The organism is Paenibacillus taichungensis (assembly GCF_047302525.1).
Taxonomy (GTDB): Bacteria; Bacillota; Bacilli; order Paenibacillales; family Paenibacillaceae; genus Paenibacillus; species Paenibacillus taichungensis_B.
In genome coordinates this window covers 5,822,993-5,847,506 of record NZ_CP168020.1, presented here as the reverse complement: position 1 = coordinate 5,847,506, position 24,514 = coordinate 5,822,993, and the positions used below count along the sequence as shown (strand labels likewise).

Annotated in this window: 30 protein-coding genes and 1 other annotated feature; all 30 genes read left to right on the top strand. The window is 45.6% G+C overall.

All coding sequences use genetic code 11. The features are described from left to right. Positions 1 to 55 precede the first annotated feature (55 nt). The 30 genes from rplA (at position 56) to rpsE (ending at position 24,514) form a co-directional block, all read left to right on the top strand. The gene (gene rplA / locus ACDJ58_RS26595) at positions 56 to 748 is read left to right on the top strand and encodes a 50S ribosomal protein L1 (protein WP_063567418.1); all 693 of its coding nucleotides are present in this window, start codon (positions 56 to 58) and stop codon (positions 746 to 748) included. A gap of 67 nt (positions 749 to 815) precedes the next feature. Further along, positions 816 to 964: a sequence feature (ribosomal protein L10 leader region), on the top strand. Positions 965 to 987: 23 nt separating this feature from the next. Next, a complete protein-coding gene (gene rplJ / locus ACDJ58_RS26590; protein WP_413373797.1) occupies positions 988 to 1,491 on the top strand; it encodes a 50S ribosomal protein L10 in 504 nt (167 codons plus the stop codon). Between the two features lie 72 nt (positions 1,492 to 1,563). Next, the gene (gene rplL, locus ACDJ58_RS26585) at positions 1,564 to 1,926 is read left to right on the top strand and encodes a 50S ribosomal protein L7/L12 (RefSeq protein WP_024633595.1); all 363 of its coding nucleotides are present in this window, start codon (positions 1,564 to 1,566) and stop codon (positions 1,924 to 1,926) included. Positions 1,927 to 2,022: 96 nt separating this feature from the next. Continuing rightward, positions 2,023 to 2,640, top strand: a complete 618-nt coding sequence (locus tag ACDJ58_RS26580) for a class I SAM-dependent methyltransferase (RefSeq protein WP_413373796.1) — start codon at positions 2,023 to 2,025, stop codon at positions 2,638 to 2,640. Positions 2,641 to 3,032: 392 nt separating this feature from the next. Then, positions 3,033 to 6,578: a DNA-directed RNA polymerase subunit beta gene (rpoB, locus tag ACDJ58_RS26575; RefSeq protein ID WP_076292163.1), complete on the top strand. Its 3,546-nt coding sequence runs from the start codon at positions 3,033 to 3,035 to the stop codon at positions 6,576 to 6,578. Positions 6,579 to 6,690: 112 nt separating this feature from the next. After that, entirely contained in the window at positions 6,691 to 10,305 is a 3,615-nt protein-coding gene (gene rpoC, locus ACDJ58_RS26570; protein WP_413373795.1) for a DNA-directed RNA polymerase subunit beta', read from the top strand. Positions 10,306 to 10,519: 214 nt separating this feature from the next. Continuing rightward, positions 10,520 to 10,768 (top strand): ribosomal L7Ae/L30e/S12e/Gadd45 family protein, encoded by a 249-nt coding sequence (locus tag ACDJ58_RS26565; RefSeq protein WP_024633591.1) that lies wholly within the window; start codon positions 10,520 to 10,522, stop codon positions 10,766 to 10,768. A 152-nt stretch (positions 10,769 to 10,920) separates the two neighbouring features. Next, on the top strand, positions 10,921 to 11,343 hold the full coding sequence (gene rpsL / locus ACDJ58_RS26560; protein ID WP_056697677.1) for a 30S ribosomal protein S12: 423 nt from the start codon (positions 10,921 to 10,923) through the stop codon (positions 11,341 to 11,343). An 87-nt stretch (positions 11,344 to 11,430) separates the two neighbouring features. Next, entirely contained in the window at positions 11,431 to 11,901 is a 471-nt protein-coding gene (rpsG, locus tag ACDJ58_RS26555; protein WP_024633590.1) for a 30S ribosomal protein S7, read from the top strand. Between the two features lie 47 nt (positions 11,902 to 11,948). Further along, complete coding sequence (fusA, locus tag ACDJ58_RS26550; RefSeq protein ID WP_413373792.1) at positions 11,949 to 14,027, top strand: elongation factor G; 2,079 nt, start codon at positions 11,949 to 11,951, stop codon at positions 14,025 to 14,027. 97 nt (positions 14,028 to 14,124) lie between these two features. Continuing rightward, on the top strand, positions 14,125 to 15,315 hold the full coding sequence (tuf, locus tag ACDJ58_RS26545; protein ID WP_024633588.1) for an elongation factor Tu: 1,191 nt from the start codon (positions 14,125 to 14,127) through the stop codon (positions 15,313 to 15,315). Between the two features lie 436 nt (positions 15,316 to 15,751). Then, on the top strand, positions 15,752 to 16,060 hold the full coding sequence (rpsJ, locus tag ACDJ58_RS26540) for a 30S ribosomal protein S10 (RefSeq protein WP_017692074.1): 309 nt from the start codon (positions 15,752 to 15,754) through the stop codon (positions 16,058 to 16,060). 46 nt (positions 16,061 to 16,106) lie between these two features. After that, complete coding sequence (rplC, locus tag ACDJ58_RS26535) at positions 16,107 to 16,730, top strand: 50S ribosomal protein L3 (RefSeq protein WP_024633587.1); 624 nt, start codon at positions 16,107 to 16,109, stop codon at positions 16,728 to 16,730. Positions 16,731 to 16,755: 25 nt separating this feature from the next. Further along, on the top strand, positions 16,756 to 17,379 hold the full coding sequence (rplD, locus tag ACDJ58_RS26530) for a 50S ribosomal protein L4 (protein WP_063567425.1): 624 nt from the start codon (positions 16,756 to 16,758) through the stop codon (positions 17,377 to 17,379). Continuing rightward, positions 17,379 to 17,669 (top strand): 50S ribosomal protein L23, encoded by a 291-nt coding sequence (gene rplW, locus ACDJ58_RS26525; RefSeq protein WP_024633586.1) that lies wholly within the window; start codon positions 17,379 to 17,381, stop codon positions 17,667 to 17,669. Before rplD ends, rplW begins: the two co-directional genes overlap by 1 nt. A gap of 30 nt (positions 17,670 to 17,699) precedes the next feature. Continuing rightward, a complete protein-coding gene (gene rplB / locus ACDJ58_RS26520; protein ID WP_024633585.1) occupies positions 17,700 to 18,530 on the top strand; it encodes a 50S ribosomal protein L2 in 831 nt (276 codons plus the stop codon). Positions 18,531 to 18,601: 71 nt separating this feature from the next. Then, positions 18,602 to 18,880 (top strand): 30S ribosomal protein S19, encoded by a 279-nt coding sequence (gene rpsS, locus ACDJ58_RS26515; RefSeq protein WP_053779207.1) that lies wholly within the window; start codon positions 18,602 to 18,604, stop codon positions 18,878 to 18,880. A gap of 35 nt (positions 18,881 to 18,915) precedes the next feature. Continuing rightward, complete coding sequence (rplV, locus tag ACDJ58_RS26510) at positions 18,916 to 19,248, top strand: 50S ribosomal protein L22 (protein ID WP_024633583.1); 333 nt, start codon at positions 18,916 to 18,918, stop codon at positions 19,246 to 19,248. A gap of 15 nt (positions 19,249 to 19,263) precedes the next feature. Continuing rightward, positions 19,264 to 19,929: a 30S ribosomal protein S3 gene (gene rpsC, locus ACDJ58_RS26505; RefSeq protein ID WP_024633582.1), complete on the top strand. Its 666-nt coding sequence runs from the start codon at positions 19,264 to 19,266 to the stop codon at positions 19,927 to 19,929. Between the two features lie 2 nt (positions 19,930 to 19,931). After that, complete coding sequence (gene rplP, locus ACDJ58_RS26500) at positions 19,932 to 20,366, top strand: 50S ribosomal protein L16 (RefSeq protein ID WP_024633581.1); 435 nt, start codon at positions 19,932 to 19,934, stop codon at positions 20,364 to 20,366. Next, entirely contained in the window at positions 20,356 to 20,553 is a 198-nt protein-coding gene (rpmC, locus tag ACDJ58_RS26495) for a 50S ribosomal protein L29 (RefSeq protein WP_017692083.1), read from the top strand. Before rplP ends, rpmC begins: the two co-directional genes overlap by 11 nt. A 48-nt stretch (positions 20,554 to 20,601) precedes the next feature. Then, positions 20,602 to 20,868 (top strand): 30S ribosomal protein S17, encoded by a 267-nt coding sequence (gene rpsQ, locus ACDJ58_RS26490; RefSeq protein ID WP_017692084.1) that lies wholly within the window; start codon positions 20,602 to 20,604, stop codon positions 20,866 to 20,868. Positions 20,869 to 20,903: 35 nt separating this feature from the next. Further along, the gene (gene rplN, locus ACDJ58_RS26485; RefSeq protein ID WP_024633579.1) at positions 20,904 to 21,272 is read left to right on the top strand and encodes a 50S ribosomal protein L14; all 369 of its coding nucleotides are present in this window, start codon (positions 20,904 to 20,906) and stop codon (positions 21,270 to 21,272) included. A gap of 39 nt (positions 21,273 to 21,311) precedes the next feature. Then, a complete protein-coding gene (gene rplX, locus ACDJ58_RS26480) occupies positions 21,312 to 21,665 on the top strand; it encodes a 50S ribosomal protein L24 (protein ID WP_024633578.1) in 354 nt (117 codons plus the stop codon). A 32-nt stretch (positions 21,666 to 21,697) separates the two neighbouring features. After that, positions 21,698 to 22,240, top strand: coding sequence for a 50S ribosomal protein L5 (rplE, locus tag ACDJ58_RS26475; RefSeq protein ID WP_024633577.1), 543 nt, complete (start codon positions 21,698 to 21,700; stop codon positions 22,238 to 22,240). Positions 22,241 to 22,313: 73 nt separating this feature from the next. Beyond that, on the top strand, positions 22,314 to 22,499 hold the full coding sequence (locus ACDJ58_RS26470; protein WP_013312154.1) for a type Z 30S ribosomal protein S14: 186 nt from the start codon (positions 22,314 to 22,316) through the stop codon (positions 22,497 to 22,499). Between the two features lie 32 nt (positions 22,500 to 22,531). Next, positions 22,532 to 22,930 carry a 30S ribosomal protein S8 gene (gene rpsH / locus ACDJ58_RS26465; protein WP_017692088.1) on the top strand — a complete coding sequence of 133 codons (399 nt, stop codon included), beginning with the start codon at positions 22,532 to 22,534 and terminating at the stop codon, positions 22,928 to 22,930. Between the two features lie 30 nt (positions 22,931 to 22,960). Next, positions 22,961 to 23,503, top strand: a complete 543-nt coding sequence (gene rplF, locus ACDJ58_RS26460; RefSeq protein WP_024633576.1) for a 50S ribosomal protein L6 — start codon at positions 22,961 to 22,963, stop codon at positions 23,501 to 23,503. Positions 23,504 to 23,620: 117 nt separating this feature from the next. After that, entirely contained in the window at positions 23,621 to 23,989 is a 369-nt protein-coding gene (gene rplR / locus ACDJ58_RS26455; RefSeq protein WP_379449595.1) for a 50S ribosomal protein L18, read from the top strand. Positions 23,990 to 24,016: 27 nt separating this feature from the next. Further along, a complete protein-coding gene (rpsE, locus tag ACDJ58_RS26450) occupies positions 24,017 to 24,514 on the top strand; it encodes a 30S ribosomal protein S5 (RefSeq protein WP_017692091.1) in 498 nt (165 codons plus the stop codon).

Below are 24,514 nucleotides of genomic sequence, written 5' to 3'. Positions count from 1 at the left end.
GCGGCCGGTTGATGTGGGAGGTATATCCGCTAACACCACAAAGGAGGAATATAACATGGCTAAACACGGTAAAAAATACCTGGAAGCTGCTAAGCTGATTGACAGCGAAGCAACTTACGAGCCTTCAGAAGCTGTAGAGCTTGTGAAAAAGGCAGCCACTGCAAAGTTCGATGAAACTATCGAAGCAGCAGTACGCTTGGGCGTTGACCCACGTAAACAAGACCAGGCAGTACGTGGTGTTGTTGTCTTGCCACACGGCACAGGTAAAACACAACGCGTATTGGTATTTGCAAAAGGTGACAAAGCGAAAGAAGCGGAAGCGGCTGGCGCGGACTATGTTGGTGATGCAGACATGATCAACAAAATCCAACAAGGCTGGTTCGAATTCGACGTCTGCGTAGCGACACCAGACATGATGAGTGAAGTAGGTAAATTGGGCCGACTGCTCGGCGGTAAAGGTCTGATGCCTAACCCTAAAGCCGGAACGGTAACTTTCGATGTATCTAAGGCTGTTCAAGAAATTAAAGCCGGTAAAATCGAATATCGTCTGGATCGTGCAGGTCAAATTCATGCACCGATCGGTAAAGCTTCTTTCTCGACAGAGCAATTGAATGAGAACCTTAAAGCTCTCATGGATGCTTTGACTCGTGCTAAACCGGCGGCAGCAAAAGGTGTTTATCTGAAGAATGTAAGTCTTTCTTCTACGATGGGCCCTGGCGCACGCGTGAACGCAGCATCTTTTAGATAATATCTCTTGACAGGCTTGTCCTGTTCTGATATTCTATAAAAGTTGTGAGTCCGAGTGACTGACCGTTGACATTTGAATATGCTTACCGTAGACAGTAGGTGCCATTTTGGCTTAATTTCCTGCCGAGGTGTGATTATAGAACTTAGAACGATGAAAATCGGTTATGAGTATATATCAAGCCTTCGTGATTCTACGGAGGCTTTTCTTAATGGGATAAATTTGATCAGGAGGTGTACAGTTTGGCAAACGCAAAAGTGATTCAAGCAAAACAAGAGTCCGTTGATGCAGTAACAGCAAAATTGCGCGAGAGCGTTACTAGTGTTGTTGTTGACTATCGCGGTTTGAACGTTGCCCAAGTAACTGAGCTGCGTAAGCAGCTTCGTGAAGCCGGAATCGAATTCCAAGTGCTGAAAAACTCGTTGCTTCGCCGCGCAGCAGATGCAGCAGAACTGACAGAACTTAACGAAGTACTGACAGGTCCTAGTGCAATTGCATTCAGCGTAGACGACGTAGTGGCTCCAGCCAAAATTCTGAACGACTTCGCGAAAAAGAACGATGCACTGGAATTGAAAGGTGCAGTCGTAGAAGGTCGCGTAATTGGAGTAGAAGAAGTCAAAGCATTGGCAGAATTGCCATCTCGCGAAGGTCTCCTCTCCATGCTCCTCAGCGTGCTTCAAGCGCCAGTGCGCAACTTCGCGCTTGCGGTTAAAGCTGTTGCTGAAAAAGAAGAACAAGGCGCGTAAGCAACTTGATCTGAATGCTGCTTAGGCAGTGGTGAATTACAAAAAAATAATATTATATATGGAGGTTCAATCATGAGTAAAGAGCAAATCTTGGAAGCAATCAAAGGCATGACTGTACTGGAATTGAATGATCTCGTTAAAGCAATCGAAGAAGAATTCGGCGTAACTGCTGCAGCTCCAGTAGCTGTTGCAGGTGGCGGAGCTGCTGCAGCTGAAGCTGAGCAATCCGAGTTCGACGTAATCTTGACTAGCGCTGGTGCTTCCAAAATCAACGTTATCAAAGCAGTTCGCGAAATCACAGGTCTTGGCCTGAAAGAAGCGAAAGAAGTAGTTGACAATGCTCCAAAAGCATTGAAAGAAAAAGTTAGCAAAGAAGAAGCAGAAACGGTTAAAGCTAAGCTTGAAGAAGCAGGCGCTTCAATCGAAGTTAAATAATTTAGCTTTCATTAGCTAGATGAACAAAACAACAAACCCCTTGACTTATATCAAGGGGTTTGTTGCTGTAATTGTAAAGGGAAAGTGAGTGAGGACATGTCCAATCATTATTATTCGGACAAACCGCAGGTGGCACATGACAGACGGGCTACAGAAGCGGAGCTACGCGGATGGAAATTACGACTCGTTACAGATGCAGGGGTATTTTCCAAAAACGGAATCGATTACGGCAGCAGAGTGTTGATTGATACTATAGAGTTGCCTGCTGGAGCTCATGTACTGGATGTGGGCTGCGGGTATGGACCTATTGGTCTTACAGCAGCTAAACTTGTACCGGATGGACATGTCACCATGATCGATATCAATGAGAGAGCGGTTGAGCTTTCCAGGGAAAATGCAAAAGCGAACAGCATAACGAATGTAACGGTTATGCAAAGCAATCTCCTGGCGGAGGTTAAAAAGGAAGACTTTGACGTGATTCTGACCAATCCTCCGATCCGTGCGGGTAAGGAAACCGTGCATACGATCTTTGAACAGGCATATCGTCATTTGAAGATGGACGGAGCGTTATGGGTTGTCATTCAGAAAAAGCAGGGAGCACCTTCGGCAAAAGCGAAGCTGGAATCTCTCTTTGGACGAGTGGAGGAAGTAACGAAGGATAAAGGCTACCGAATTTTCAAAGCGGTAAAATTGGAAGAGGCGCCTTTTGGCTAAATCCTGATTTGTAAAGTAAGCAGGGTAGCATTTTTTTTGCAATAGGACTATTGACTTGAAATTCAGGTCGTGGTATTATTGTAAAATGTCAGTATTAAGATGCCCTATTTGGCTTTAGCTAACTAAAAATGTCAACCTTTTTTACGCCGAACGGGCTTATTATGCCTACGTTTGGCGTATAATATGTACATTTTGGGCAAACTGGGGATAAGTATGATTTGGAAAGACATCCGCCGATCAAAGTTGCTCTTTTTTCGAACGACATTCGAGTAAGGGCTTTTCTTTATTTGTGGATGCATTGCTTTGCTCTGTATGTGTACCATTATAAGGTTACAAACAGAGGTTCGCAACGAAATTTTTAAAGTGAGTAGACATTGAGGGGTGAGTTTAAGTTGGCAGGACATCTTGTTCAATATGGTCGACGCACTCGGCGCAGTTATGCACGAATTAACGAGATACTCGAAGTTCCGAACCTGATTGAGATCCAACAAAAATCTTACGATTGGTTTTTGGAGGAAGGGTTGCGCGAAATGTTCCAGGATATCTCGCCGATCCAGGATTTTACAGGTAACTTGATTTTGGAATTTATCGATTACAGTCTCGGTGAACCGAAGTATACAGTAGACGACGCGAAAGAGCGTGACGTTACTTATGCAGCACCGCTTCGGGTCAAAGTCCGGCTCATTAATAAGGAAACCGGCGAAGTCAAAGAGCAGGAAGTATTCATGGGAGATTTCCCGCTGATGACCGACACCGGCACATTTATTATTAATGGTGCGGAACGGGTTATTGTCAGCCAGTTGGTTCGCTCTCCTAGCGTTTACTTCAGTACCAAAGTAGATAAAAACGCCAAAAAAACGTATACCGCTACAGTTATTCCTAACCGCGGCGCTTGGCTCGAACTGGAGATGGACGCGAAGGATGTTGTTTACGTCCGGATCGACCGCACACGTAAAATACCGGTGACGGTTCTCCTGCGTGCACTTGGTTTTGGCACAGACGCTGAGATTCTGGATCTGCTCGGTAATGACGAATATATTCGCAATACGCTGGACAAAGACAATACGGATTCCACGGAGAAAGCGCTGATTGAGATTTATGAGCGCCTTCGTCCGGGCGAGCCACCAACGCTGGATAATGCGAAAAGCTTGCTCGTAGCCCGTTTCTTTGATCCAAAACGTTATGACCTGGCTAATGTGGGTCGTTACAAAATCAACAAAAAGCTTCATATCAAGAACCGTTTGTTCAACCAACGTTTGGCTGAGTCTCTTGTGGACACCGAAACCGGTGAAATTATCGCTGAAGCAGGTCAAATGATAGACCGTCGTCTGTTGGATGAAATCATGCCGCAACTGGAGAAGAGCGTTGGTTTCCGCACATATCACGTCGCTAACGGCGTTTTGGATGCCAATGATATCCCGATGCAAACGATTGATGTATTTTCACCGATTGAGGATGGTAAGGTCGTTAAACTGATTGCCAATGCTAACATTGATAAATCAGTGAAGAACGTTACACCGGCTGATATCATTTCCTCCATCAGTTACTTCATTAACCTTCTGCATGGCATCGGAAGCACAGATGATATCGATCACCTGGGTAACCGTCGTCTCCGCTCGGTTGGTGAACTCTTGCAAAACCAATTCCGTATCGGTTTATCCCGTATGGAACGTGTGGTTCGTGAGAGAATGTCAATTCAGGATGCTAACGTAATCACGCCTCAGGCTTTGATTAACATACGTCCTGTTATTGCATCCATTAAAGAGTTCTTCGGTAGCTCCCAATTGTCACAGTTTATGGATCAAACGAACCCACTGGGTGAGTTGACACATAAACGCCGTCTGTCCGCACTCGGACCGGGTGGTTTGACACGTGAGCGTGCCGGCATGGAAGTCCGTGACGTGCATCCATCCCACTATGGCCGGATGTGTCCAATCGAGACACCAGAGGGACCAAACATTGGTTTGATCAACTCCTTGTCGACATTTGCCCGTGTGAACGAATATGGATTCATTGAAGCTCCTTATCGCTGGGTAGATCCGAAGACTGGTGTCGTAACTGAGCAGATCGATTACCTGACAGCAGACGAAGAGGACAACTATGTAATTGCTCAAGCGAATGCGAAGCTGAATGAAGACAGTACTTTTGCTGAAGAAGCGATCATTGTACGTTACAACAAGCAGTCGGATAACATCCTTACGATGCCGAGTGAACGTGTTGACTACATGGACGTATCTCCTAAGCAAGTTGTATCTGTCGCTACAGCGCTCATTCCGTTCCTTGAGAACGATGACTCCAACCGTGCGCTCATGGGATCGAACATGCAGCGGCAAGCCGTTCCACTCTTGATTCCTAAAGCTCCGCTGGTCGGAACAGGTATGGAACATAAAGCCGCGAAAGATTCCGGTGTATGTATTGTCTCCAAATATGACGGGATTATTGAACGTTCTTCTGCGAATGAGATTTGGTTGCGTCGTGTTGAAGAAGTTGATGGTCAAGAAGTCAAAGGCGATATCGTTAAATATAAATTACACAAATTTATGCGTTCGAACCAAGGAACATGCATTAACCAACGTCCGATTGTCAAAAGAGGTGCTGTTGTCAAAGCTGGCGACATCCTTGCAGACGGTCCTTCAACGGAAATGGGTGAATTGGCACTGGGACGTAACGTAGTGGTTGCCTTCATGACTTGGGAAGGTTACAACTACGAGGATGCGATCTTGCTCAGCGAAAAACTCGTTAAAGAAGATGTGTATACATCCATTCATATCGAGGAATATGAGTCTGAAGCACGTGATACTAAGCTCGGACCTGAAGAGATCACACGTGATATCCCGAACGTAGGGGAAGAAGCGCTGCGTAATCTGGATGAGCGTGGTATTATCCGTATCGGTGCTGAAATCAGTGCCGGTGACATTCTGGTTGGTAAAGTAACACCAAAAGGTGTAACGGAACTGACTGCAGAAGAACGTCTCCTGCATGCGATCTTCGGTGAGAAAGCGCGTGAAGTACGTGATACTTCCCTGCGTGTACCTCACGGTACTGACGGTATCGTAGTTGATGTAAAAGTCTTTACCCGTGAAAACGGTGATGAACTGCCTCCAGGTGTTAACCAACTCGTTCGTGTCTATATCGCTCAAAAACGGAAAATTTCCGAGGGTGATAAAATGGCCGGACGTCACGGTAACAAAGGGGTCGTGGCCCGTATCCTACCGGAAGAAGATATGCCTTTCCTGCCGGATGGAACACCAGTTCAAATCGTTCTTAACCCGCTGGGCGTACCTTCCCGGATGAACATCGGTCAAGTGCTTGAAGTTCACTTGGGTATGGCAGCCATGCAGCTCGGTATTCACGTAGCTACTCCTGTATTCGACGGAGCGAAGGAGTATGACGTCTTCGATACGATGGAAGAAGCAGGTATGCAGCGGAATGGTAAAACCGTTCTCTACGACGGTCGTACGGGAGAAGAGTTCGAACGTGAAGTTACTGTGGGCGTCATGCATATGATTAAGCTGGCGCACATGGTTGACGATAAAATCCATGCTCGTTCCACAGGTCCTTACTCACTCGTTACGCAACAGCCTCTGGGTGGTAAAGCCCAGTTCGGTGGACAACGTTTCGGGGAGATGGAAGTATGGGCGCTTGAGGCTTATGGTGCGGCCTATACACTGCAAGAAATCTTGACTGTTAAGTCCGATGACGTTGTAGGTCGGGTGAAAACGTATGAGTCCATCGTCAAAGGCGAGAATGTTCCTGAACCAGGTGTTCCTGAATCATTCAAAGTATTGATCAAAGAGCTGCAAAGCTTGGGTATGGACGTTAAGATTTTGAGCGAAGATGAGCAAGAGATTGAAATGAAAGAAATGGACGATGAAGATGACGCTGCGAGCGATAAGCTCAGCCTCAACCTCGAGGGTACAGAGGTCGGAGCGGAGTAACCGCTTCGGGCGCATGATGACCGGCGTTTTTCATCAGGCTCGCGTCTTGCTCCGGCTTCGGCCGGAGGGGGCGTAACCTAGAATACAGGACTTGGTTAAGGAGGGTTGCTCCTTGTTGGACGTCAACAATTTCGAATACATGAAGATCGGGCTTGCTTCCCCAGAAAAAATTCGTTCTTGGTCCCGCGGAGAAGTGAAAAAACCGGAAACGATCAACTATCGTACGTTGAAACCGGAAAAAGAAGGGCTGTTCTGCGAAAAGATTTTTGGCCCTACAAAAGACTGGGAATGTCATTGCGGTAAATACAAACGCGTGCGTTATAAAGGCGTTGTCTGTGATCGTTGTGGCGTTGAAGTCACACGTGCGAAAGTACGCCGCGAACGGATGGGCCATATTGAGCTCGCTGCTCCGGTATCGCATATCTGGTACTTCAAAGGTATTCCGAGCCGCATGGGTCTCGCTCTGGATATGTCTCCAAGATCTCTCGAGGAGATTATTTATTTTGCATCATATGTAGTAACTGATCCAGGAGAAACTCCACTGGAGAAAAAACAGCTGTTGTCCGAGAAAGAATACCGCAGCTACCGTGAGAAATACGGATATGGATTCCACGCTGGCATGGGTGCAGAAGCGGTTAAAAAACTGCTTCAAGACATTGATGTGGATAAAGAGCTTGAATTCCTGAAGGAAGAGCTCCGCACTGCACAAGGACAACGTCGTAACCGTGCAATCAAACGTCTGGAAGTTATCGAAGCGTTCCGCAACTCGGGTAATAAACCTGAGTGGATGATCATGGATGTACTTCCTGTTATCCCACCGGAACTTCGTCCAATGGTACAGCTGGATGGTGGACGTTTTGCAACGTCTGACCTGAATGACCTGTATCGCCGTGTAATCAACCGGAACAATCGTCTGAAACGTTTGCTTGACTTGGGCGCGCCAGACATTATCGTGCAAAATGAAAAACGGATGCTGCAGGAAGCTGTTGACGCATTGATCGACAACGGCCGTCGTGGACGCCCTGTAACGGGTCCTGGTAACCGTCCTTTGAAATCCCTCAGCCACATGCTGAAAGGTAAACAAGGACGTTTTCGTCAGAACTTGCTCGGTAAACGGGTTGACTATTCCGGTCGTTCCGTTATCGTAGTTGGACCTTACCTGAAAATGTATCAGTGTGGTCTGCCTAAAGATATGGCACTTGAACTGTTCAAGCCTTTTGTTATGAAAGAGCTTGTAAATAAAGGGCTTGCCCACAACATCAAGAGCGCTAAACGTAAAGTTGAGCGTGTAAGTCCTGAAGTATGGGATGTTCTTGAAGAAGTAATTAAGGAGCACCCGGTTCTGCTGAACCGTGCCCCTACGCTTCACAGACTCGGTATTCAAGCGTTTGAACCGATTCTCGTTGAAGGTAAAGCGATCCGTCTTCACCCGCTCGTATGTACGGCATACAATGCCGACTTTGACGGTGACCAAATGGCCGTGCACGTTCCATTGTCCGCTGAAGCTCAAGCGGAAGCACGTATCCTGATGCTTGCATCAGGCAACATTTTGAACCCGAAAGACGGTAAACCGGTTGTTACCCCTTCCCAGGATATGGTGCTTGGTTCTTACTACCTGACTATGGACAACAAGGAAGAAAAGGGAACAGGTATGATCTTGCGTACGGTTAACGAAGCTGTATCCGCGTATCAACGTGGTACTGCTGGTTTGCATGCACGTGTAGCGATTCCGGTTAAAGCACTTGGCAAAACAATCTTTACTGATGAACAGCAAGATGCAATGTTGCTGACTACGATCGGCAAAATCATCTTTAACGAAATCTTCCCGGCAAGCTTCCCTTACATCAATGATGCAACTCGTGCGAACCTGTACCAAGGTACTGCGGAGCATTCATTTGTTTATGAGAAGGGTGCTGACCTTAGAGAAGCAATCATGAACGCTCCTCTGGCTGGTGGCGTCGGCAAAGAATATCTCGGTTCTATCATCGCACGTTGTTTTGAAATTTATCACACAACGGAAACAGCCGTTATTTTGGATAAAATCAAACAACTCGGATTCACATACTCCACTCGTGCCGGTATCACGGTAGCGGTGTCGGATGTTATCGTTCCACCTGAGAAATTTGAAATTCTTAGACAGTCTGAGGAAAAAGCACAGATCGTTACGAATCAGTACCGTCGTGGTCTGATCACGAATGAAGAGCGCTATGACCGTATCATTGATATCTGGTCAAAATCCAAAGATGACATCACTGAAATTCTGATGAAGTCCATGGATCGTTATAACTCCATTATGATGATGGTGGATTCCAAAGCACGGGGTAACAAATCGCAAATCACCCAATTGGGCGGTATGCGTGGTCTGATGGCCAACCCGTCCGGTCGAATCATTGAACTCCCAATCAAATCAAACTTCCGTGAAGGTCTGACGGTACTCGAGTACTTCATCTCGACTCACGGTGCGCGTAAAGGTTTGGCGGATACGGCTCTGCGTACAGCGGATTCAGGTTACTTGACTCGTCGTCTCGTAGACGTAGCGCAAGACGTAATCGTGCGTGATGATGATTGTGGTACAGATAAAGGCTTTACAGTAAGTCGTATCCAGGATGGTAAAGAGGTTATTGAAGATCTCTACGACCGTATTGAAGGCAGATACTGCTTCGAGACATTACGTCATCCGGAAACGAAAGAAATTATTGTAGGTCGCAATGAATTGATTGACTCCGACAAAGCAGAGGCTATCATCGAAGCAGGCATAACCAAATTGCAAATCCGCTCTGTACTCAGCTGCCGTGCAAGTCATGGTGTCTGCAAGAAGTGTTACGGTCGAAACCTTGCGACAGGTAAACACGTGGAGATCGGTGAAGCAGTTGGGATTATTGCAGCACAGTCCATTGGTGAACCAGGAACACAGCTGACAATGCGTACTTTCCACACCGGTGGTGTAGCCGGAGACGATATTACGCAAGGTTTGCCACGTATCCAAGAGTTGTTTGAAGCTCGTAATCCTAAGGGTCAAGCAACAATTAGTGAGATTGATGGTGTGGTTAAAGAGATTCGCGAGACGAAAGATCGTCGTGAAATCGAAATTCAAGGTGAAGCGGAATCCAAAGTATACGCCGTTACCTACGGTTCCCGTGTGCGTGTAAGCGAAGGCATGGAAATTGAAGCGGGTGACGAGTTGACAGACGGTTCCATCGATCCAAAAGAAATGCTGCGCATTAAAGGCATACGTGGCGTACAAAACTACATTTTGCAGGAAGTACAACGCGTATATCGTAACCAAGGCGTAGAAATAAATGATAAACACGTTGAAGTTATGATCCGTCAAATGCTGCGTAAAATCCGCATCGTCGATGCAGGAGATACAACGCTGTTGCCAGGATCGTTCGTTGATATGCATGAGTACGAAAGAGCTAACAAAACAGCGATTCTGAGTGATAAAGAGCCAGCGGTTGCAAAACCAATTCTGCTCGGTATTACGAAAGCATCCTTGGAAACAGACTCCTTCCTCTCGGCGGCTTCGTTCCAAGAGACTACACGTGTACTGACAGATGCAGCGATTAAAGGTAAAGTGGATCAGTTACTCGGTCTGAAAGAGAATGTAATCATCGGTAAACTGATTCCTGCAGGTACAGGTATGCACCGTTACCGCAGCATCAAATTTGCTGAGCCGGAAGATGGCCAATCTTCGGTAGAAGAACTTGAGCCAGTTTCGGTTGATTAAGATATTTCACTAGATTCATCCTTATTATAAGGGTGAACTAAAGTTTTGTACGCCGGGAGGCGACGGCTGTTTCATACAGAAGGGCGTTCCCGGCGAGGCAAAACTTTAAATGAAATATTTTAGGATTAGCATTGACATTGCTTGCGTTAGATGCTAATATATCAAAGGTGCGTGAGTAGCTGATTGTATTTGGTCCTATTCGGAGGAATGAACAATGTCTAATGAAAAAGGTCTGCAAGATGCTCATGTCAAAATAGGTACCAAACAGACCACGCGGATGGTTCAGACAGGTATGGCTTCTGAAGTTTATGTGGCTGAAGATTGTGATCCGCAGCTTACTTCCAAAATCATTGCTTTGTGTGAACAACACAATGTGAAGTGCACGAAAGTGGACACAATGAAAAATCTCGGCAAAGCTTGCGGGATTGGAGTAGGAGCAGCAATGGCTGCTGTCGTAAAATGATACGGTAAGGAACGTTTTTGTCCGAGAACTTTTAGGGATTCTCCAAGGCAAAAACTTTTCATTTGTCTTTTTATGAACCGCCTGGGTCTGTGGACTTAGCGTAAGAGGTTTATAAAGAAACATGAAAAATTGAGGAAGGGGGTGGCAATCACATGCCAACTATTAATCAACTGGTACGTAAAGGACGTCAAGCTAAAGTTGATAAGTCCAAATCACCAGCTTTGCAAAAAGGGTTCAATGCTTTGAAACGTGAATCAACTAACATCAGTGCCCCACAAAAACGTGGTGTCTGCACTCGTGTAGGTACAATGACTCCACGTAAACCAAACTCTGCACTTCGTAAGTATGCCCGTGTTCGTTTGACGAACCGTCTCGAGGTAACTGCTTATATCCCGGGTATCGGACATAACCTTCAAGAGCACAGTGTTGTGTTGATCCGTGGAGGTAAAGTTAAAGACCTTGCAGGGGTTCGTTATCACATCGTTCGCGGAGCTCTTGATACTGCAGGCGTGAACAACCGTATGCAAGCTCGTTCGAAATACGGTGCTAAACGTCCAAAAGCTAAAAAAGCCTAAAATATTATAAGTAGCAGTCCTGAATATCTTCTGGGTTAATCCCAGGAGGTGTAGGATGTGCTCATGAAGAAAGAAAGGGGGATATCCATGCCACGCAAAGGTCCAGTTACGAAAAGAGACGTGTTGCCAGATCCGGTATACAGCAGCAAGCTGGTTACTCGTTTGATCAATCGCATCATGCTCGACGGAAAACGCGGTGTTGCTCAAAGCATTCTGTATAATGCGTTTAAGTTGATTCAAGAACGTACGGGTAATGACCCTATGGAAGTATTTGAAGCAGCAATCAAAAATATCATGCCAGTCCTGGAAGTTAAAGCTCGCCGTGTCGGCGGTGCCAACTACCAAGTACCAATCGAGGTAAAACCAGAGAGACGTACTGCTTTGGGATTACGTTGGCTCGTGAACTACTCCCGCAACCGCGGTGAGAAAACAATGGAAGAGCGTTTGGCGGCTGAGATCATCGACGCTTCCAACAACACAGGCGCTTCCGTTAAAAAACGTGAAGATACGCATAAAATGGCTGAAGCGAACAAAGCGTTTGCTCACTACCGTTGGTAGGATTCGGTTCACAATAATAACTTCAATTTTGAAGGGAGACCCATTTCATGGCAAGAGAGTTCTCCTTGAAAAATACACGTAATATCGGGATCATGGCTCATATTGATGCGGGTAAAACCACGACAACTGAGCGGATCTTGTTCTACACAGGACGTACGCACAAAATCGGTGAAGTACACGAAGGCGCTGCGACAATGGACTGGATGGAACAGGAACAGGAGCGCGGAATTACAATTACTTCCGCTGCGACTACCGCTGCTTGGAAAGGCCACCGCGTTAACATCATTGATACCCCGGGACACGTTGACTTCACTGTTGAAGTTGAACGTTCCCTTCGTGTATTGGACGGAGCAGTTGGTGTATTCAGTGCGAAAGAAGGCGTTGAGCCTCAGTCCGAAACCGTATGGAGACAGGCTGATAAGTACGGCGTACCTCGTATCGCTTACGTAAACAAAATGGATATCATCGGTGCTGACTTCCTGAACGTTGTATCTGACATGCGTGATCGCCTTCAAGCGAACGCAGTTGCGATTCAACTTCCTATCGGCGCTGAAAATGATTTCAAAGGTATCATTGATATCGTTGCACAAAAGGCTCATATGTACAAAGATGACCTGGGACAAGATATCGAAGAAACCGAAATTCCTGCGGAATTTGTTGAGCAAGTTGCAGAACTCCGTAACGAATTGGTTGAGCGTGTTGCAGAACTCGACGAAGATTTGACAATGAAATACCTGGAAGGCGAAGAGATCACTATTGATGAGATCAAAGCGGCCCTCCGTAAAGGTGTTGTTGATGTTAAGATCTTCCCGGTTATCTGTGGGTCCTCGTATCGTAACAAAGGTGTTCAACTGATGTTGGATGCTGTTATCGACTACTTGCCGGCTCCAACAGACGTTGCATCTATCACTGGTCATCTTGAAGATGGAACTGAAGCAATTCGTAAGTCATCCGATGAAGAGCCTTTCTCCGCATTGGCCTTCAAAATCATGACTGACCCTTACGTTGGTAAGTTGACATTCTTCCGCGTTTACTCCGGTGTTCTTCAATCCGGATCTTACGTATTGAACGCAACTAAAAACAAACGTGAGCGTATCGGTCGTATCCTTCAAATGCATGCGAACAGCCGTCAAGAGATCACTGAAGTTTACTCCGGTGACATTGCAGCTGCTGTAGGTTTGAAAGATACGGGTACAGGTGATACACTGTGTGATGAGAAAAATCCGGTTATCCTGGAGTCAATGAACTTCCCTGATCCGGTTATCGAAATCGCCGTTGAACCTAAAACCAAAGCTGACCAAGATAAGATGGGTGTTGCTCTCGGTAAGTTGACTGAAGAGGATCCTACTCTTCGTGCTCATACTGATGAAGAAACAGGCCAAACGATCTTGGCAGGTATGGGTGAGCTTCACCTTGATATCATCATTGACCGTATGCGTCGTGAGTTCAAGGTTGAAACTACTGTGGGTAAACCACAAGTAGCTTACCGTGAAACTTTCCGTGCACCAGCGCGTGTTGAAGGTAAATTCGTTCGTCAATCCGGTGGTCGTGGTCAATACGGTCACGTATGGGTTGAGTTTGAACCTCTCGAGGCGGGTACAGGCAGCCAGTTCGAAAGTAAGGTTGTCGGTGGTTCTGTTCCAAGAGAATACATTCAACCAGCTCTAGCAGGTATCGAAGAGCAAATGAAAAACGGCGTTATCGCAGGCTTCCCGCTTGTTGACGTTAAGGCTACAATCGTAGACGGATCTTACCATGATGTCGATTCCAACGAGATGGCATTTAAAATTGCCGGATCGATGGCGCTGAAAGCTGCGAAAGACAAATGTAAGCCGGTTCTGCTTGAGCCAATCATGAAAGTAGAAGTAACCGTTCCAGAAGAGTATATGGGTGACGTTATGGGTATGCTTAACTCCCGTCGTGGCCGCATCGAAGGTATGGATTCCCGTAGTGGAGCCCAAATCATCCGTGCTAAAGTACCTTTGTCTGAAATGTTCGGATACTCTACAACTCTTCGTTCCGGTACTCAAGGACGCGGCGTATTCTCCATGGAGCTTTCTCACTATGAAGAAGTTCCTAAGAGCATCGCTGAAGAGATTGTTGCCAAAACAAAAGGAACCGAGTAGTTTTCTCTCATTGAATGAAAGTGCATAAGAGTCATGTATTCTTTGCACTTCATTTAGTGAAAACATAAAATTATAATTTTAAGGAGGCCACGTTCAAATGGCAAAGGCTAAATACGAACGTAATAAACCCCACGTTAACATTGGTACTATCGGTCACGTTGACCATGGTAAAACAACTCTGACTGCTGCAATCACTACTGTATTGTCTAAAACTTACGGTGGCGCAGCAATTGCATTCGATCAAATCGATAAAGCTCCAGAAGAGCGCGAGCGCGGTATCACAATCTCAACATCACACGTTGAGTATGAAACTGATACTCGTCACTACGCTCACGTAGACTGCCCAGGTCACGCCGACTATGTTAAAAACATGATCACTGGCGCGGCACAAATGGACGGAGCTATCTTGGTAGTATCCGCAGCTGACGGCCCAATGCCACAAACTCGTGAGCACATCTTGCTCTCCCGTCAAGTAGGCGTACCTTACATTGTTGTTTTCTTGAACAAATGTGACATGGTTGAAGACGAAGAGTTGTTGGAATTGGTTGAGATGGAAGTTCGCGACCTTCTTAATGAATATGAGTTCCCAGGTGATGATACTCCAATCACTCGTGGATCCGCTCGTGAAGCTCTGCAAAACCCTGATGGTGAGTGGGCTCAAAAAATCGTTGAGATGTTCAAAGAGATCGATACGTACATCCCATTGCCTGAGCGTCAAACTGACAAACCTTTCTTGATGCCTGTCGAGGACGTATTCTCCATCACTGGTCGTGGTACTGTTGCTACAGGTCGTGTAGAGCGTGGTACTGTTAAAGTCGGCGAAGAGATCGAAATCGTTGGTATTACTGAAGAAACTAAAAAATCCGTAGTTACGGGCGTTGAAATGTTCCGTAAATTGCTGGATTCCGCTCAAGCGGGTGACAACATCGGCGCATTGCTGCGTGGTGTTGATCGTACTCAAATCGAGCGTGGACAAGTTTTGGCAAAACCAGGTTCTGTTAAGCCACACACAGAATTTACTGCACAAATCTACGTTTTGACTAAAGAAGAGGGTGGCCGTCACAAGCCTTTCTTCACTGGATACCGTCCACAGTTCTACTTCCGTACAACTGACGTAACAGGCATCATCAACTTGCCTGAAGGTACTGAAATGGTAATGCCTGGTGATAACATCACGGTTACTGTTTCCTTGATCTCCCCAATCGCGATTGAAGAAGGAACTAAGTTCTCCATTCGTGAAGGCGGACGTACAGTAGGTGCAGGTTCCGTAGCATCGATCCAAAAATAATTCGGCTTAACGCTGAATAAAGCATATGCAACAGTGTACTGGAACGAGTAACATTGTATTGTAACGAAGCTTCGGAAGAGTTCTTTATCCGACATCGGATAAAGAACTCTTTTATTATGTAATAGTTTCGGAACCTGCGTCATACGAAATGAACATCATTTACGAATGTAGATGGATTGGTAAGGCAGCATGAATATTGAAGATAAACACTGCACTAAACGAAGTCATTTCATCAGAAAAGATAAGTTTAAATGTTTTTCTTAAATATGCTTGCAATACGCCCATCTTTTCTATATAATAATGAATGTTGTTCTGTGACGTTGCGATGATGTGAGAGGTTACTGGCACACCCGGCCCCTTTGCCATGGGACAGTGGCTAGAAAATTTTCACGGAGTATGTCCGATAAAAAATTGGGCGATAGAAGGAGGGACTAAAATGGCAAAGCAAAAAATTCGTATTCGTTTGAAAGCTTACGACCACAGAATTCTTGATCAATCCGCGGAGAAAATTGTTGAAACAGCAAAACGTTCGGGTGCAGGTGTATCCGGTCCGATTCCGCTTCCTACTGAAAAACAAATCATTACTATTCTTCGTGCGGTGCACAAGTACAAGGATTCTCGGGAACAATTCGAACAACGCACACATAAGCGTTTGATCGACATCGTTAACCCGACTCCACAAACTGTGGATGCCTTGATGCGCTTGGATCTGCCGTCCGGTGTAGATATCGAAATTAAATTGTAATACAAGCTACAACAAAGACCATGTATAAAGGAAAAGAGGTGTCAACATGAAAGCAATCTTAGGAAAAAAACTCGGAATGACTCAAGTATTTACACCTGAGGGTAACGTTGTACCAGTAACGGTTATCGAAGCAGGCCCTTGTGTTGTTTTGCAAAAGAAAGACATTGAGAATGATGGCTACGAAGCAATTCAAATCGGTTATTCCGATAAGAAAGAGAAAAATGCTAACAAGCCAGAAGCAGGTCACGCTAAAAAAGCGAACACTGCCCCTAAGCGCTACGTTCGTGAAGTTCGCGGTATCAACATCGCAGAATATGAAGTTGGCCAAGAACTGAAAGCTGACATTTTCGCTGAAGGCGAATTCGTTGACGTAACGGGTATTTCTAAAGGTAAAGGTTTTGCCGGCGTTATCAAACGTTGGGGACAAAGCACTGGACCTATGTCACACGGTTCGCGTTACCACCGTGGCCCTGGTTCAATGGGTTCGATCCAAGCTAACCGCGTTCCTAAAGGCAAACGCCTGCCAGGACACATGGGACATGATACTGTTACAATCCAACGTCTTGAAGTAGTTAAAGTAGACGCTGAACGTAATGTGTTGCTCGTGAAAGGTTCCATTCCTGGACCGAAAAACAGTCTCATTAAAGTTAAAGAAACAGTGAAAAAATAACCACTGAAGAAAGGAGGAACACAAAATGCCAAAAGTATCAGTTTACAATGTAGATGGTAGCCAAGTAGGCGAAGTTGAATTGAACGATGCGGTTTTCGGAATTGAGCCGAACCAACACGTTCTGTACGATGCAGTTCTTATGCAACGCGCTTCCCTTCGTCAAGGTACCCACAAAGTAAAAGGACGTTCTGAAGTACGTGGCGGTGGACGTAAGCCTTGGAAACAAAAAGGTACAGGTCGCGCTCGTCAAGGTTCAATTCGTTCACCACAATGGAAAGGCGGCGGTATCGTATTTGGTCCAACACCACGGAGCTATGCGTATAAACTGCCTAAGAAAGTTCGCCGTTTGGCGATCAAATCAGCTCTTTCATCCAAAGTGATCGACAATGACATTATCGTTCTGGACGCTCTCACGCTGAGCTCACCTAAAACGAAAGAATTTGCAGCCATCTTGAATAACTTGAAAGTTGGACGCAAAGCTTTGATCGTAGCTCCTAGCTATGATGATAATGTGGCTCTTTCCGCGCGGAATATTCCAGGCGTGAAATTCGTAGCTGCTGACGGCATTAATGTTCTTGACGTGCTTTCGCACGACAAACTGATCATTACGAAAGAAGCAGTTCAGAAGGTAGAGGAGGTGCTCGCGTAATGAAGGATCCTCGTGATATTGTAAAACGTCCGATTATTACGGAACGTACTGCTGACATGATGAATGACTTGAAATATGTATTTGAAGTCGATATCCGTGCAAACAAAACCGAGATCAAGAAAGCCGTGGAAGCTATTTTCAACGTAAAAGTGAAAAACGTGAACACGCTTCGTGTTCCAGCTAAGCCAAAACGGTACGGACGTTATTCCGGATATACTAGCGAATGGAAAAAAGCGTTTGTAACGCTGACACAAGACAGCAAAACGCTTGAGTTCTTTGAAACTGTATAATTGAATTTTTGAAGTAAGGAGGGAAACCCAGTGCCAATCAAAAAGTATAAACCAACATCCCCGGCAAGACGGAACATGTCCGTTTCTACATTTGAGGAAATCACCACAGATCAGCCGGAGAAATCGTTGTTGGCCCCATTGAGCAAACAAGCAGGCCGCAACAACCAAGGTAAAATTACAGTTCGTCACCATGGTGGTGGACACAAACGTAAATACCGTATCATCGACTTCAAACGTACTAAAGATGGAATACCGGGCCGCGTTGCTACGATTGAGTATGACCCGAACCGTACATCTAACATCGCTCTGATTCACTATGCTGATGGTGAAAAACGTTATATCATCGCTCCTAAAGGTTTGAAAGTTGGAGATCAAGTATTCTCCGGACCTGAATCAGACATCAAAATCGGAAACGCATTGCCACTCGAAAATATTCCAGTAGGTACTGTTATCCACAACATTGAGTTGAAACCAGGTAAAGGCGGACAATTGGTTCGTGCTGCTGGTACAGAAGCTCAATTGCTTGGTAAAGAAGAAAAATACGTTTCTGTTCGTCTCTCTTCCGGAGAAGTTCGTCGTATTTTGAAAGTTTGCCGCGCAACAATTGGATCTGTTGGTAACCAAGACCACGAGCTCATCAAAATCGGTAAAGCCGGTCGTAGCCGTTGGTTGGGTAAACGTCCTGAAGTTCGTGGTGTAGTAATGAACCCTAACGATCACCCACACGGTGGTGGTGAAGGTCGTGCTCCAATCGGACGTAAATCGCCAATGTCACCATGGGGTAAACCTACTCTTGGTTACAAAACGCGCAAGAAAAATAAAGCTTCTGATAAATACATCATTCGCCGCCGCACGAAGTAATACACATTGTGCATAACTTCGTGAGGCATCTGCGGATGCATAATAGCTACGTTTGAAGGGAGGATCTCCACATGGGTCGCAGTTTGAAAAAAGGGCCATTCATTGATGGCTACATGCTGAAAAAGGTAGAAGACATGGAAGCATCCGGTAAAAAGCTTGTTATTAAAACCTGGTCCCGTCGTTCTACAATTTTCCCGCAATTCATCGGACACACATTTGGCGTATATGACGGTCGTAAACACGTACCAGTATACGTAACTGAGGACATGGTCGGACACAAATTGGGTGAGTTCGCTCCAACCCGTACGTACAAAGGCCATACTGATGATGATAAGAAAACAAGAAGATAAATGAATATCTTTAATGTTTGAGAGGAGGTTACACAATGGAAGCAAAAGCACATGCTAAGTTTATCCGGATTGCTCCTCGTAAAGTTCAACTCGTTGTTGACTTGATTCGCGGCAAGCAAGTAGGTGAGGCGGTTGCCATTCTCCGTCACACTCCGAAATCTGCTTCTCCTATCGTTGAGAAGTTGCTTAATTCCGCTATTGCGAATGCGGAACATAACTATTCTTTGGATGTTAATAACTTGGTTATCTCGCAAGCTTACGTGAACCAAGGACCGACAATGAAACGTTTCCGCCCTCGTGCAATGGGACGTGCAAGTCGTATTAACAAACGTACTAGCCACATCACTTTGGTGGTATCTGAAAAGTAGAAGGAGGGGAAATGTGTGGGCCAAAAGGTAAATCCAGTCGGACTCCGTGTCGGAATTATCCGTGACTGGGAATCTAAGTGGTATGCAGGTAAAGACTTCGGCGATCTTTTGATGGAAGACGTGAAAATTCGTGAATTCCTGAAAAATAAATTGAAAGACTCCGCTATGTCTCGTGTTGAAATCGAGAGAGCGGCTAACCGCGTAAACGTAACGATTCACACTGCGAAACCAGGTATGGTTATCGGTAAGGGTGGTTCGGAAGTTGAAAATCTGCGTAATCAAATTACGAAAATCGCAGGCGGTAAAAAAGTACACATCAACATTTCTGAAATTAAGAACCAAGACCTGGACGCAATCCTGGTAGCTGAAAGCATCGCACAACAATTGGAACGTCGTGTTTCTTTCCGTCGTGCTCTGAAACAAGCTATTCAAAGAACAATGCGCTCTGGTGCAAAAGGTATTAAAACTCAAGTGGGCGGACGTCTTGGCGGTGCTGAGATTGCTCGTTCGGAAGGCTACAGCGAAGGAACTGTTCCACTGCACACGCTTCGTGCCGACATCGACTACGGTACAGCAGAGGCTCATACTACTTACGGCCGTATCGGCGTGAAAGTATGGATCTATCGTGGAGAGGTTCTTCCTACGGCTAAGAAACAAGCTGCTAAGGAAGGAGGCAACTAATCATGTTGGTACCAAAACGTGTAAAACACCGTAAGCAACAACGTGGACATATGAAGGGCCAAGCTAAAGGCGGAACTACGCTGAACTTTGGTGAATATGGTCTGCAAGCTACGGAACCGGCTTGGATTACGAACCGTCAAATCGAAGCGGCTCGTATTGCGATGACTCGTTACATCAAACGTGGTGGTAAAGTTTGGATCAAGATCTTCCCAGACAAACCAATCACTCAAAAGCCTCTCGAGGTTCGGATGGGTAGCGGTAAAGGTAACGTAGAAAAATGGGTTGCAGTTGTGAAACCAGGTAAGATCATGTTTGAACTTGCTGGTGTACCGGAGGATGTTGCTCGTGAAGCAATGCGTCTTGCCGCTCATAAACTGCCAATCAAAACGAAGTTTGTGAAACGTGAAGAATTGGGTGGTGAAGCAAATGAAAGCTAGTGAATTTCGCAACCTAACCTCTGCTGAAATCGAGCAAAAGATTGCCGGATTTAAAGAAGAACTCTTTAACCTCCGCTTTCAACTCGCTACCGGTCAGCTGGATAACCCGACTCGAATCCGTGATGTGCGGAAAGAAATAGCTCGTGCTAAAACCATTATCCGTGAAAGAGAATTGGGAATCGGTTAATTAGGGATCGGATGTATAATCCGTCCGTAATCAGGAAGGAGGCCAACAATGAGCGAAGAACGTAACGCACGTAAAGTGCAAACCGGTAAAGTGGTCAGCGATAAAATGGACAAAACGATTGTTGTTGCTGTAGAAACTTACAAAAAACACAACTTGTACCATAAACGCATTAAGGTTACTAAAAAATTCAAAGCGCATGACGAAGAAAACACTGCGAAAATCGGTGACACGGTGAAAATCATGGAGACTCGTCCGCTTTCGAAAGATAAACGCTGGAGACTTACTGAAATCGTAGAAAAAGCGGTTATCATCTAATGCATCAGCAGCATAGCTGAAAGGAGGAATACTAAATGATTCAACCATTTACACGTTTGACTGTGGCTGACAACTCCGGTGCGAAGGAACTGATGTGTATCCGCGTACTCGGCGGTACGGGACGTCGTACAGCTCAAATCGGTGATCTGATCGTTTGTTCTGTAAAACAAGCAACACCAGGCGGCGTTGTCAAAAAAGGTGATGTAGTTAGAGCGGTTGTCGTTCGTACGAAGCGTTCTGTACGTCGTAAAGACGGTTCCTACATCGGTTTTGATGAAAATGCAGCGGTTGTTGTAAAAGACGACAGAAGCCCGCGTGGAACACGTATTTTCGGACCTGTTGCTCGTGAACTTCGCGAGAAAGACTTCATGAAAATCGTTTCCTTGGCCCCAGAAGTTATCTAAAGCTTAATCTCGTGATGTTAGAAACAGGAGGTGTACGAAATGCCAAGAGTGAAAAAAGTTCTGGAATCCCATAACAATAAACTTCATGTTAAAAAAGAAGATACAGTTATGGTGATCAGCGGTAAAGACAAAGGTAAAAAAGGCCGTGTCATCGCTGCTTATCCTCGTGAGAACCGCGTCCTTGTGGAAGGTGTTAACATGATTAAAAAACACCAGAAGCCTAACCAGCAAAATCCGCAAGGCGGCATTATCGAGAAGGAAGCTCCGATTCACGTTTCCAACGTAATGCACATCGATCCAAAGAGCGGAAAAGTAACCCGTGTAGGTTACAAAGTGTTGGATAACGGAAAGAAAGTGCGCGTTGCTAAACGTTCCGGAGAAATTATCGACTAATTGAACCGAATGAGAAAGGAGGTCTATGATTCATGGCAGCAAGAATGAAAGAACGTTACCTGAACGAAATTGCTCCTGCTTTGATGCAGAAGTTTAACTATACAACGGTAATGCAAGTGCCGAAAATCGAGAAAATCGTTATCAACATGGGTGTGGGCGACGCTGTCCAAAACTCCAAAGTGTTGGATTCCGCAGTAAACGATTTGCAATTGATCGCAGGTCAAAAACCTGTAATCACTCGTGCTAAAAAATCTATCGCAGGTTTCAAACTGCGTGAGAACATGCCTATCGGTGTGAAAGTAACATTGCGCGGCGAGCGCATGTACTTCTTCCTCGATAAACTGCTCAACGTTACGCTTCCTCGTGTCCGCGACTTCCGCGGTGTATCGAGTAAAGCTTTCGACGGACGTGGTAACTACACACTGGGTCTGAAAGAACAATTGATCTTCCCAGAGATCGAGTATGATAAAGTAGACAAAGTCCGCGGTATGGATATTGTCATCGTAACAACGGCGAAAACAGACGAAGAATCCCGTGAATTGCTCACGCAACTCGGAATGCCTTTCGTAAAATAATGTTGCTATAACGTTTCCGGGTGTCTGGAAAGACTCCCTTTTCTCCGAAATTATTTAGGAGGTGTCAGGCTAAGTGGCAAAAACTTCGATGAAAGTTAAACAACAACGTACACCAAAGTTTAAAGTACGTGCTTATACACGCTGTGAGCGTTGCGGACGTCCACATTCGGTCCTGCAAAAGTTCAAAATTTGCAGAATTTGCTTCCGTGAATTAGCTTATAAAGGCCAGATCCCTGGCGTGAAAAAAGCAAGCTGGTAAAAAGTCCTGAACGGGAAGGAGGTTAACTCACAATGACTATGTCTGATCCAATTGCAGATATGCTTACTCGTATTCGTAACGCGAACACAGTTCGTCACGAAACGGTAGAAATGCCTGCTTCGACAATGAAAAAACAAATCGCCGATATCCTGAAGCGTGAAGGTTTCATCCGTGACGCTGAAGTTATCGATGATAACAAACAAGGGATTATCCGTGTTTTTCTGAAATACGGTCAAAATAACGAGCGTGTTATTACTGGTCTGAAAAGAATCAGTAAACCTGGTCTTCGTGTTTACACGAAAAGCAACGAAGTACCTCGTGTACTTGGTGGTCTGGGTATCGCTATCATCTCGACATCCAAAGGTATCATGACGGACAAAGAAGCTCGTCAATCAAAATCCGGCGGAGAAGTCGTCTGCTACGTATGGTAATATAACGTCACAAGATAGGAGGTGCAACATATGTCTCGTATTGGTCGCAAACCAATTACAGTACCAAGTGGTGTGGACATCACACTGGACAACACCGTTATTACGGTAAAAGGACCAAAAGGATCTTTGACTCGTGAACTTCATAAAGATATGAAGGTAACAGTTGAAAACAACGAAATTACAGTTGTGCGTCCTTCCGATAACAAAACTCACCGTTCTTTGCACGGCACAACGCGTAGCGTTGTAAACAACATGGTGAGTGGTGTTACTGAAGGATTCGCAAAATCTCTGGAGCTGGTTGGGGTCGGATATCGTGCAAGCAAATCCGGAGATAAAATCGTTCTGAACGTTGGCTACTCTCACCCGGTTGAAATTACACCGGAAGCGGGAATCGAATTCGAAGTTCCTTCGAATACGAAAATCATCGTTCGCGGAATCGATAAAGAGCGTGTAGGTGCTTACGCTGCTAAAATCCGTTCCGTTCGTGAACCTGAGCCGTACAAAGGTAAAGGTATTAAATATGAAGGCGAGCGTATCATCCGTAAGGAAGGTAAAGCCGGTAAGAAGAAATAAGATTTTTCTTGCCGCCTTTGCGCGGTTTTCGGCTTGCTTGCTTCTTGTGTTTCTAATATACCCCGTGGCTTCCGGTTTGAAGCCAGCGAGGTAACCTGAAAGGAGTGAATCCCTGAGATGATTACGAAAACAGATAAAAACAAGGCACGTCTGAAAAGACACCTGCGTGTTCGTAAGAAAATCCAAGGAACGGCAGCACGTCCTCGTTTGAACGTATTCCGTTCTGGTAAACATATGTATGCTCAAATCATCGATGATGTAGCTGGTGTTACGATCGCTTCCGCGTCTACTGTAGACAAAGAATTGAGCGGCGACATCCAAAATGGCGCATCTGTTGAATCTGCTCGTAAAGTCGGCGAACTCGTTGCTAAGCGTGCGAAAGACAAAGGCGTTTCAAACATCGTATTTGACCGTAGCGGTTATCTGTACCATGGTCGTATCGCAGCATTGGCTACAGCGGCTCGTGAAGCAGGACTTGAGTTTTAAGATATTTTTCAAAAGGAGGTTAACGACTTGCGTGTAGATCCGAATACTTTGGAACTGACTGAAAGAGTTGTAAATATTAATCGCGTAGCTAAAGTAGTAAAAGGCGGACGCCGTTTCAGCTTTAGTGCACTGGTTGTAGTCGGCGACGGCAACGGCTGGGTTGGAGCTGGTATCGGTAAAGCGGGCGAAGTACCTGATGCAATTCGCAAAGGTATTGAAGACGCTAAGAAAAACCTTGTACACGTTCCACTCGTAGGAACATCGATTCCTCACTTGGTAACAGGTAAGTTCGGCGCAGGACGCGTTCTGTTGAAACCAGCATCTGAAGGTACTGGTGTTATCGCTGGTGGTCCTGTACGTGCGGTTCTCGAACTTGCTGGTGTAGGTGACATTTTGACAAAATCTCTGGGTTCTTCGAATTCCATGAACATGGTCAATGCGACTTTGGAAGGTTTGTCCCGTTTGAAACGTGCTGAAGACGTGGCTAAACTGCGCGGCAAATCCGTCGAAGAGCTTCTGGGTTAA

Coding starts and splice junctions, on each gene's coding strand:
- rpsH (WP_017692088.1), top strand. CDS start 22,532: ATGACTATGTCTGATCCAATTGCAGATATGCTTACTCGTATTCGTAAC.
- rpsJ (WP_017692074.1), top strand. CDS start 15,752: ATGGCAAAGCAAAAAATTCGTATTCGTTTGAAAGCTTACGACCACAGA.
- rplA (WP_063567418.1), top strand. CDS start 56: ATGGCTAAACACGGTAAAAAATACCTGGAAGCTGCTAAGCTGATTGAC.
- rplP (WP_024633581.1), top strand. CDS start 19,932: ATGTTGGTACCAAAACGTGTAAAACACCGTAAGCAACAACGTGGACAT.
- rplC (WP_024633587.1), top strand. CDS start 16,107: ATGAAAGCAATCTTAGGAAAAAAACTCGGAATGACTCAAGTATTTACA.
- rpsL (WP_056697677.1), top strand. CDS start 10,921: ATGCCAACTATTAATCAACTGGTACGTAAAGGACGTCAAGCTAAAGTT.
- rplV (WP_024633583.1), top strand. CDS start 18,916: ATGGAAGCAAAAGCACATGCTAAGTTTATCCGGATTGCTCCTCGTAAA.
- rpsQ (WP_017692084.1), top strand. CDS start 20,602: ATGAGCGAAGAACGTAACGCACGTAAAGTGCAAACCGGTAAAGTGGTC.
- ACDJ58_RS26580 (WP_413373796.1), top strand. CDS start 2,023: ATGTCCAATCATTATTATTCGGACAAACCGCAGGTGGCACATGACAGA.
- rpmC (WP_017692083.1), top strand. CDS start 20,356: ATGAAAGCTAGTGAATTTCGCAACCTAACCTCTGCTGAAATCGAGCAA.
- rplX (WP_024633578.1), top strand. CDS start 21,312: ATGCCAAGAGTGAAAAAAGTTCTGGAATCCCATAACAATAAACTTCAT.
- rplD (WP_063567425.1), top strand. CDS start 16,756: ATGCCAAAAGTATCAGTTTACAATGTAGATGGTAGCCAAGTAGGCGAA.
- rpsS (WP_053779207.1), top strand. CDS start 18,602: ATGGGTCGCAGTTTGAAAAAAGGGCCATTCATTGATGGCTACATGCTG.
- tuf (WP_024633588.1), top strand. CDS start 14,125: ATGGCAAAGGCTAAATACGAACGTAATAAACCCCACGTTAACATTGGT.
- rplN (WP_024633579.1), top strand. CDS start 20,904: ATGATTCAACCATTTACACGTTTGACTGTGGCTGACAACTCCGGTGCG.
- rplR (WP_379449595.1), top strand. CDS start 23,621: ATGATTACGAAAACAGATAAAAACAAGGCACGTCTGAAAAGACACCTG.
- rplE (WP_024633577.1), top strand. CDS start 21,698: ATGGCAGCAAGAATGAAAGAACGTTACCTGAACGAAATTGCTCCTGCT.
- rplW (WP_024633586.1), top strand. CDS start 17,379: ATGAAGGATCCTCGTGATATTGTAAAACGTCCGATTATTACGGAACGT.
- fusA (WP_413373792.1), top strand. CDS start 11,949: ATGGCAAGAGAGTTCTCCTTGAAAAATACACGTAATATCGGGATCATG.
- rplL (WP_024633595.1), top strand. CDS start 1,564: ATGAGTAAAGAGCAAATCTTGGAAGCAATCAAAGGCATGACTGTACTG.
- rpsG (WP_024633590.1), top strand. CDS start 11,431: ATGCCACGCAAAGGTCCAGTTACGAAAAGAGACGTGTTGCCAGATCCG.
- ACDJ58_RS26565 (WP_024633591.1), top strand. CDS start 10,520: ATGTCTAATGAAAAAGGTCTGCAAGATGCTCATGTCAAAATAGGTACC.
- rplF (WP_024633576.1), top strand. CDS start 22,961: ATGTCTCGTATTGGTCGCAAACCAATTACAGTACCAAGTGGTGTGGAC.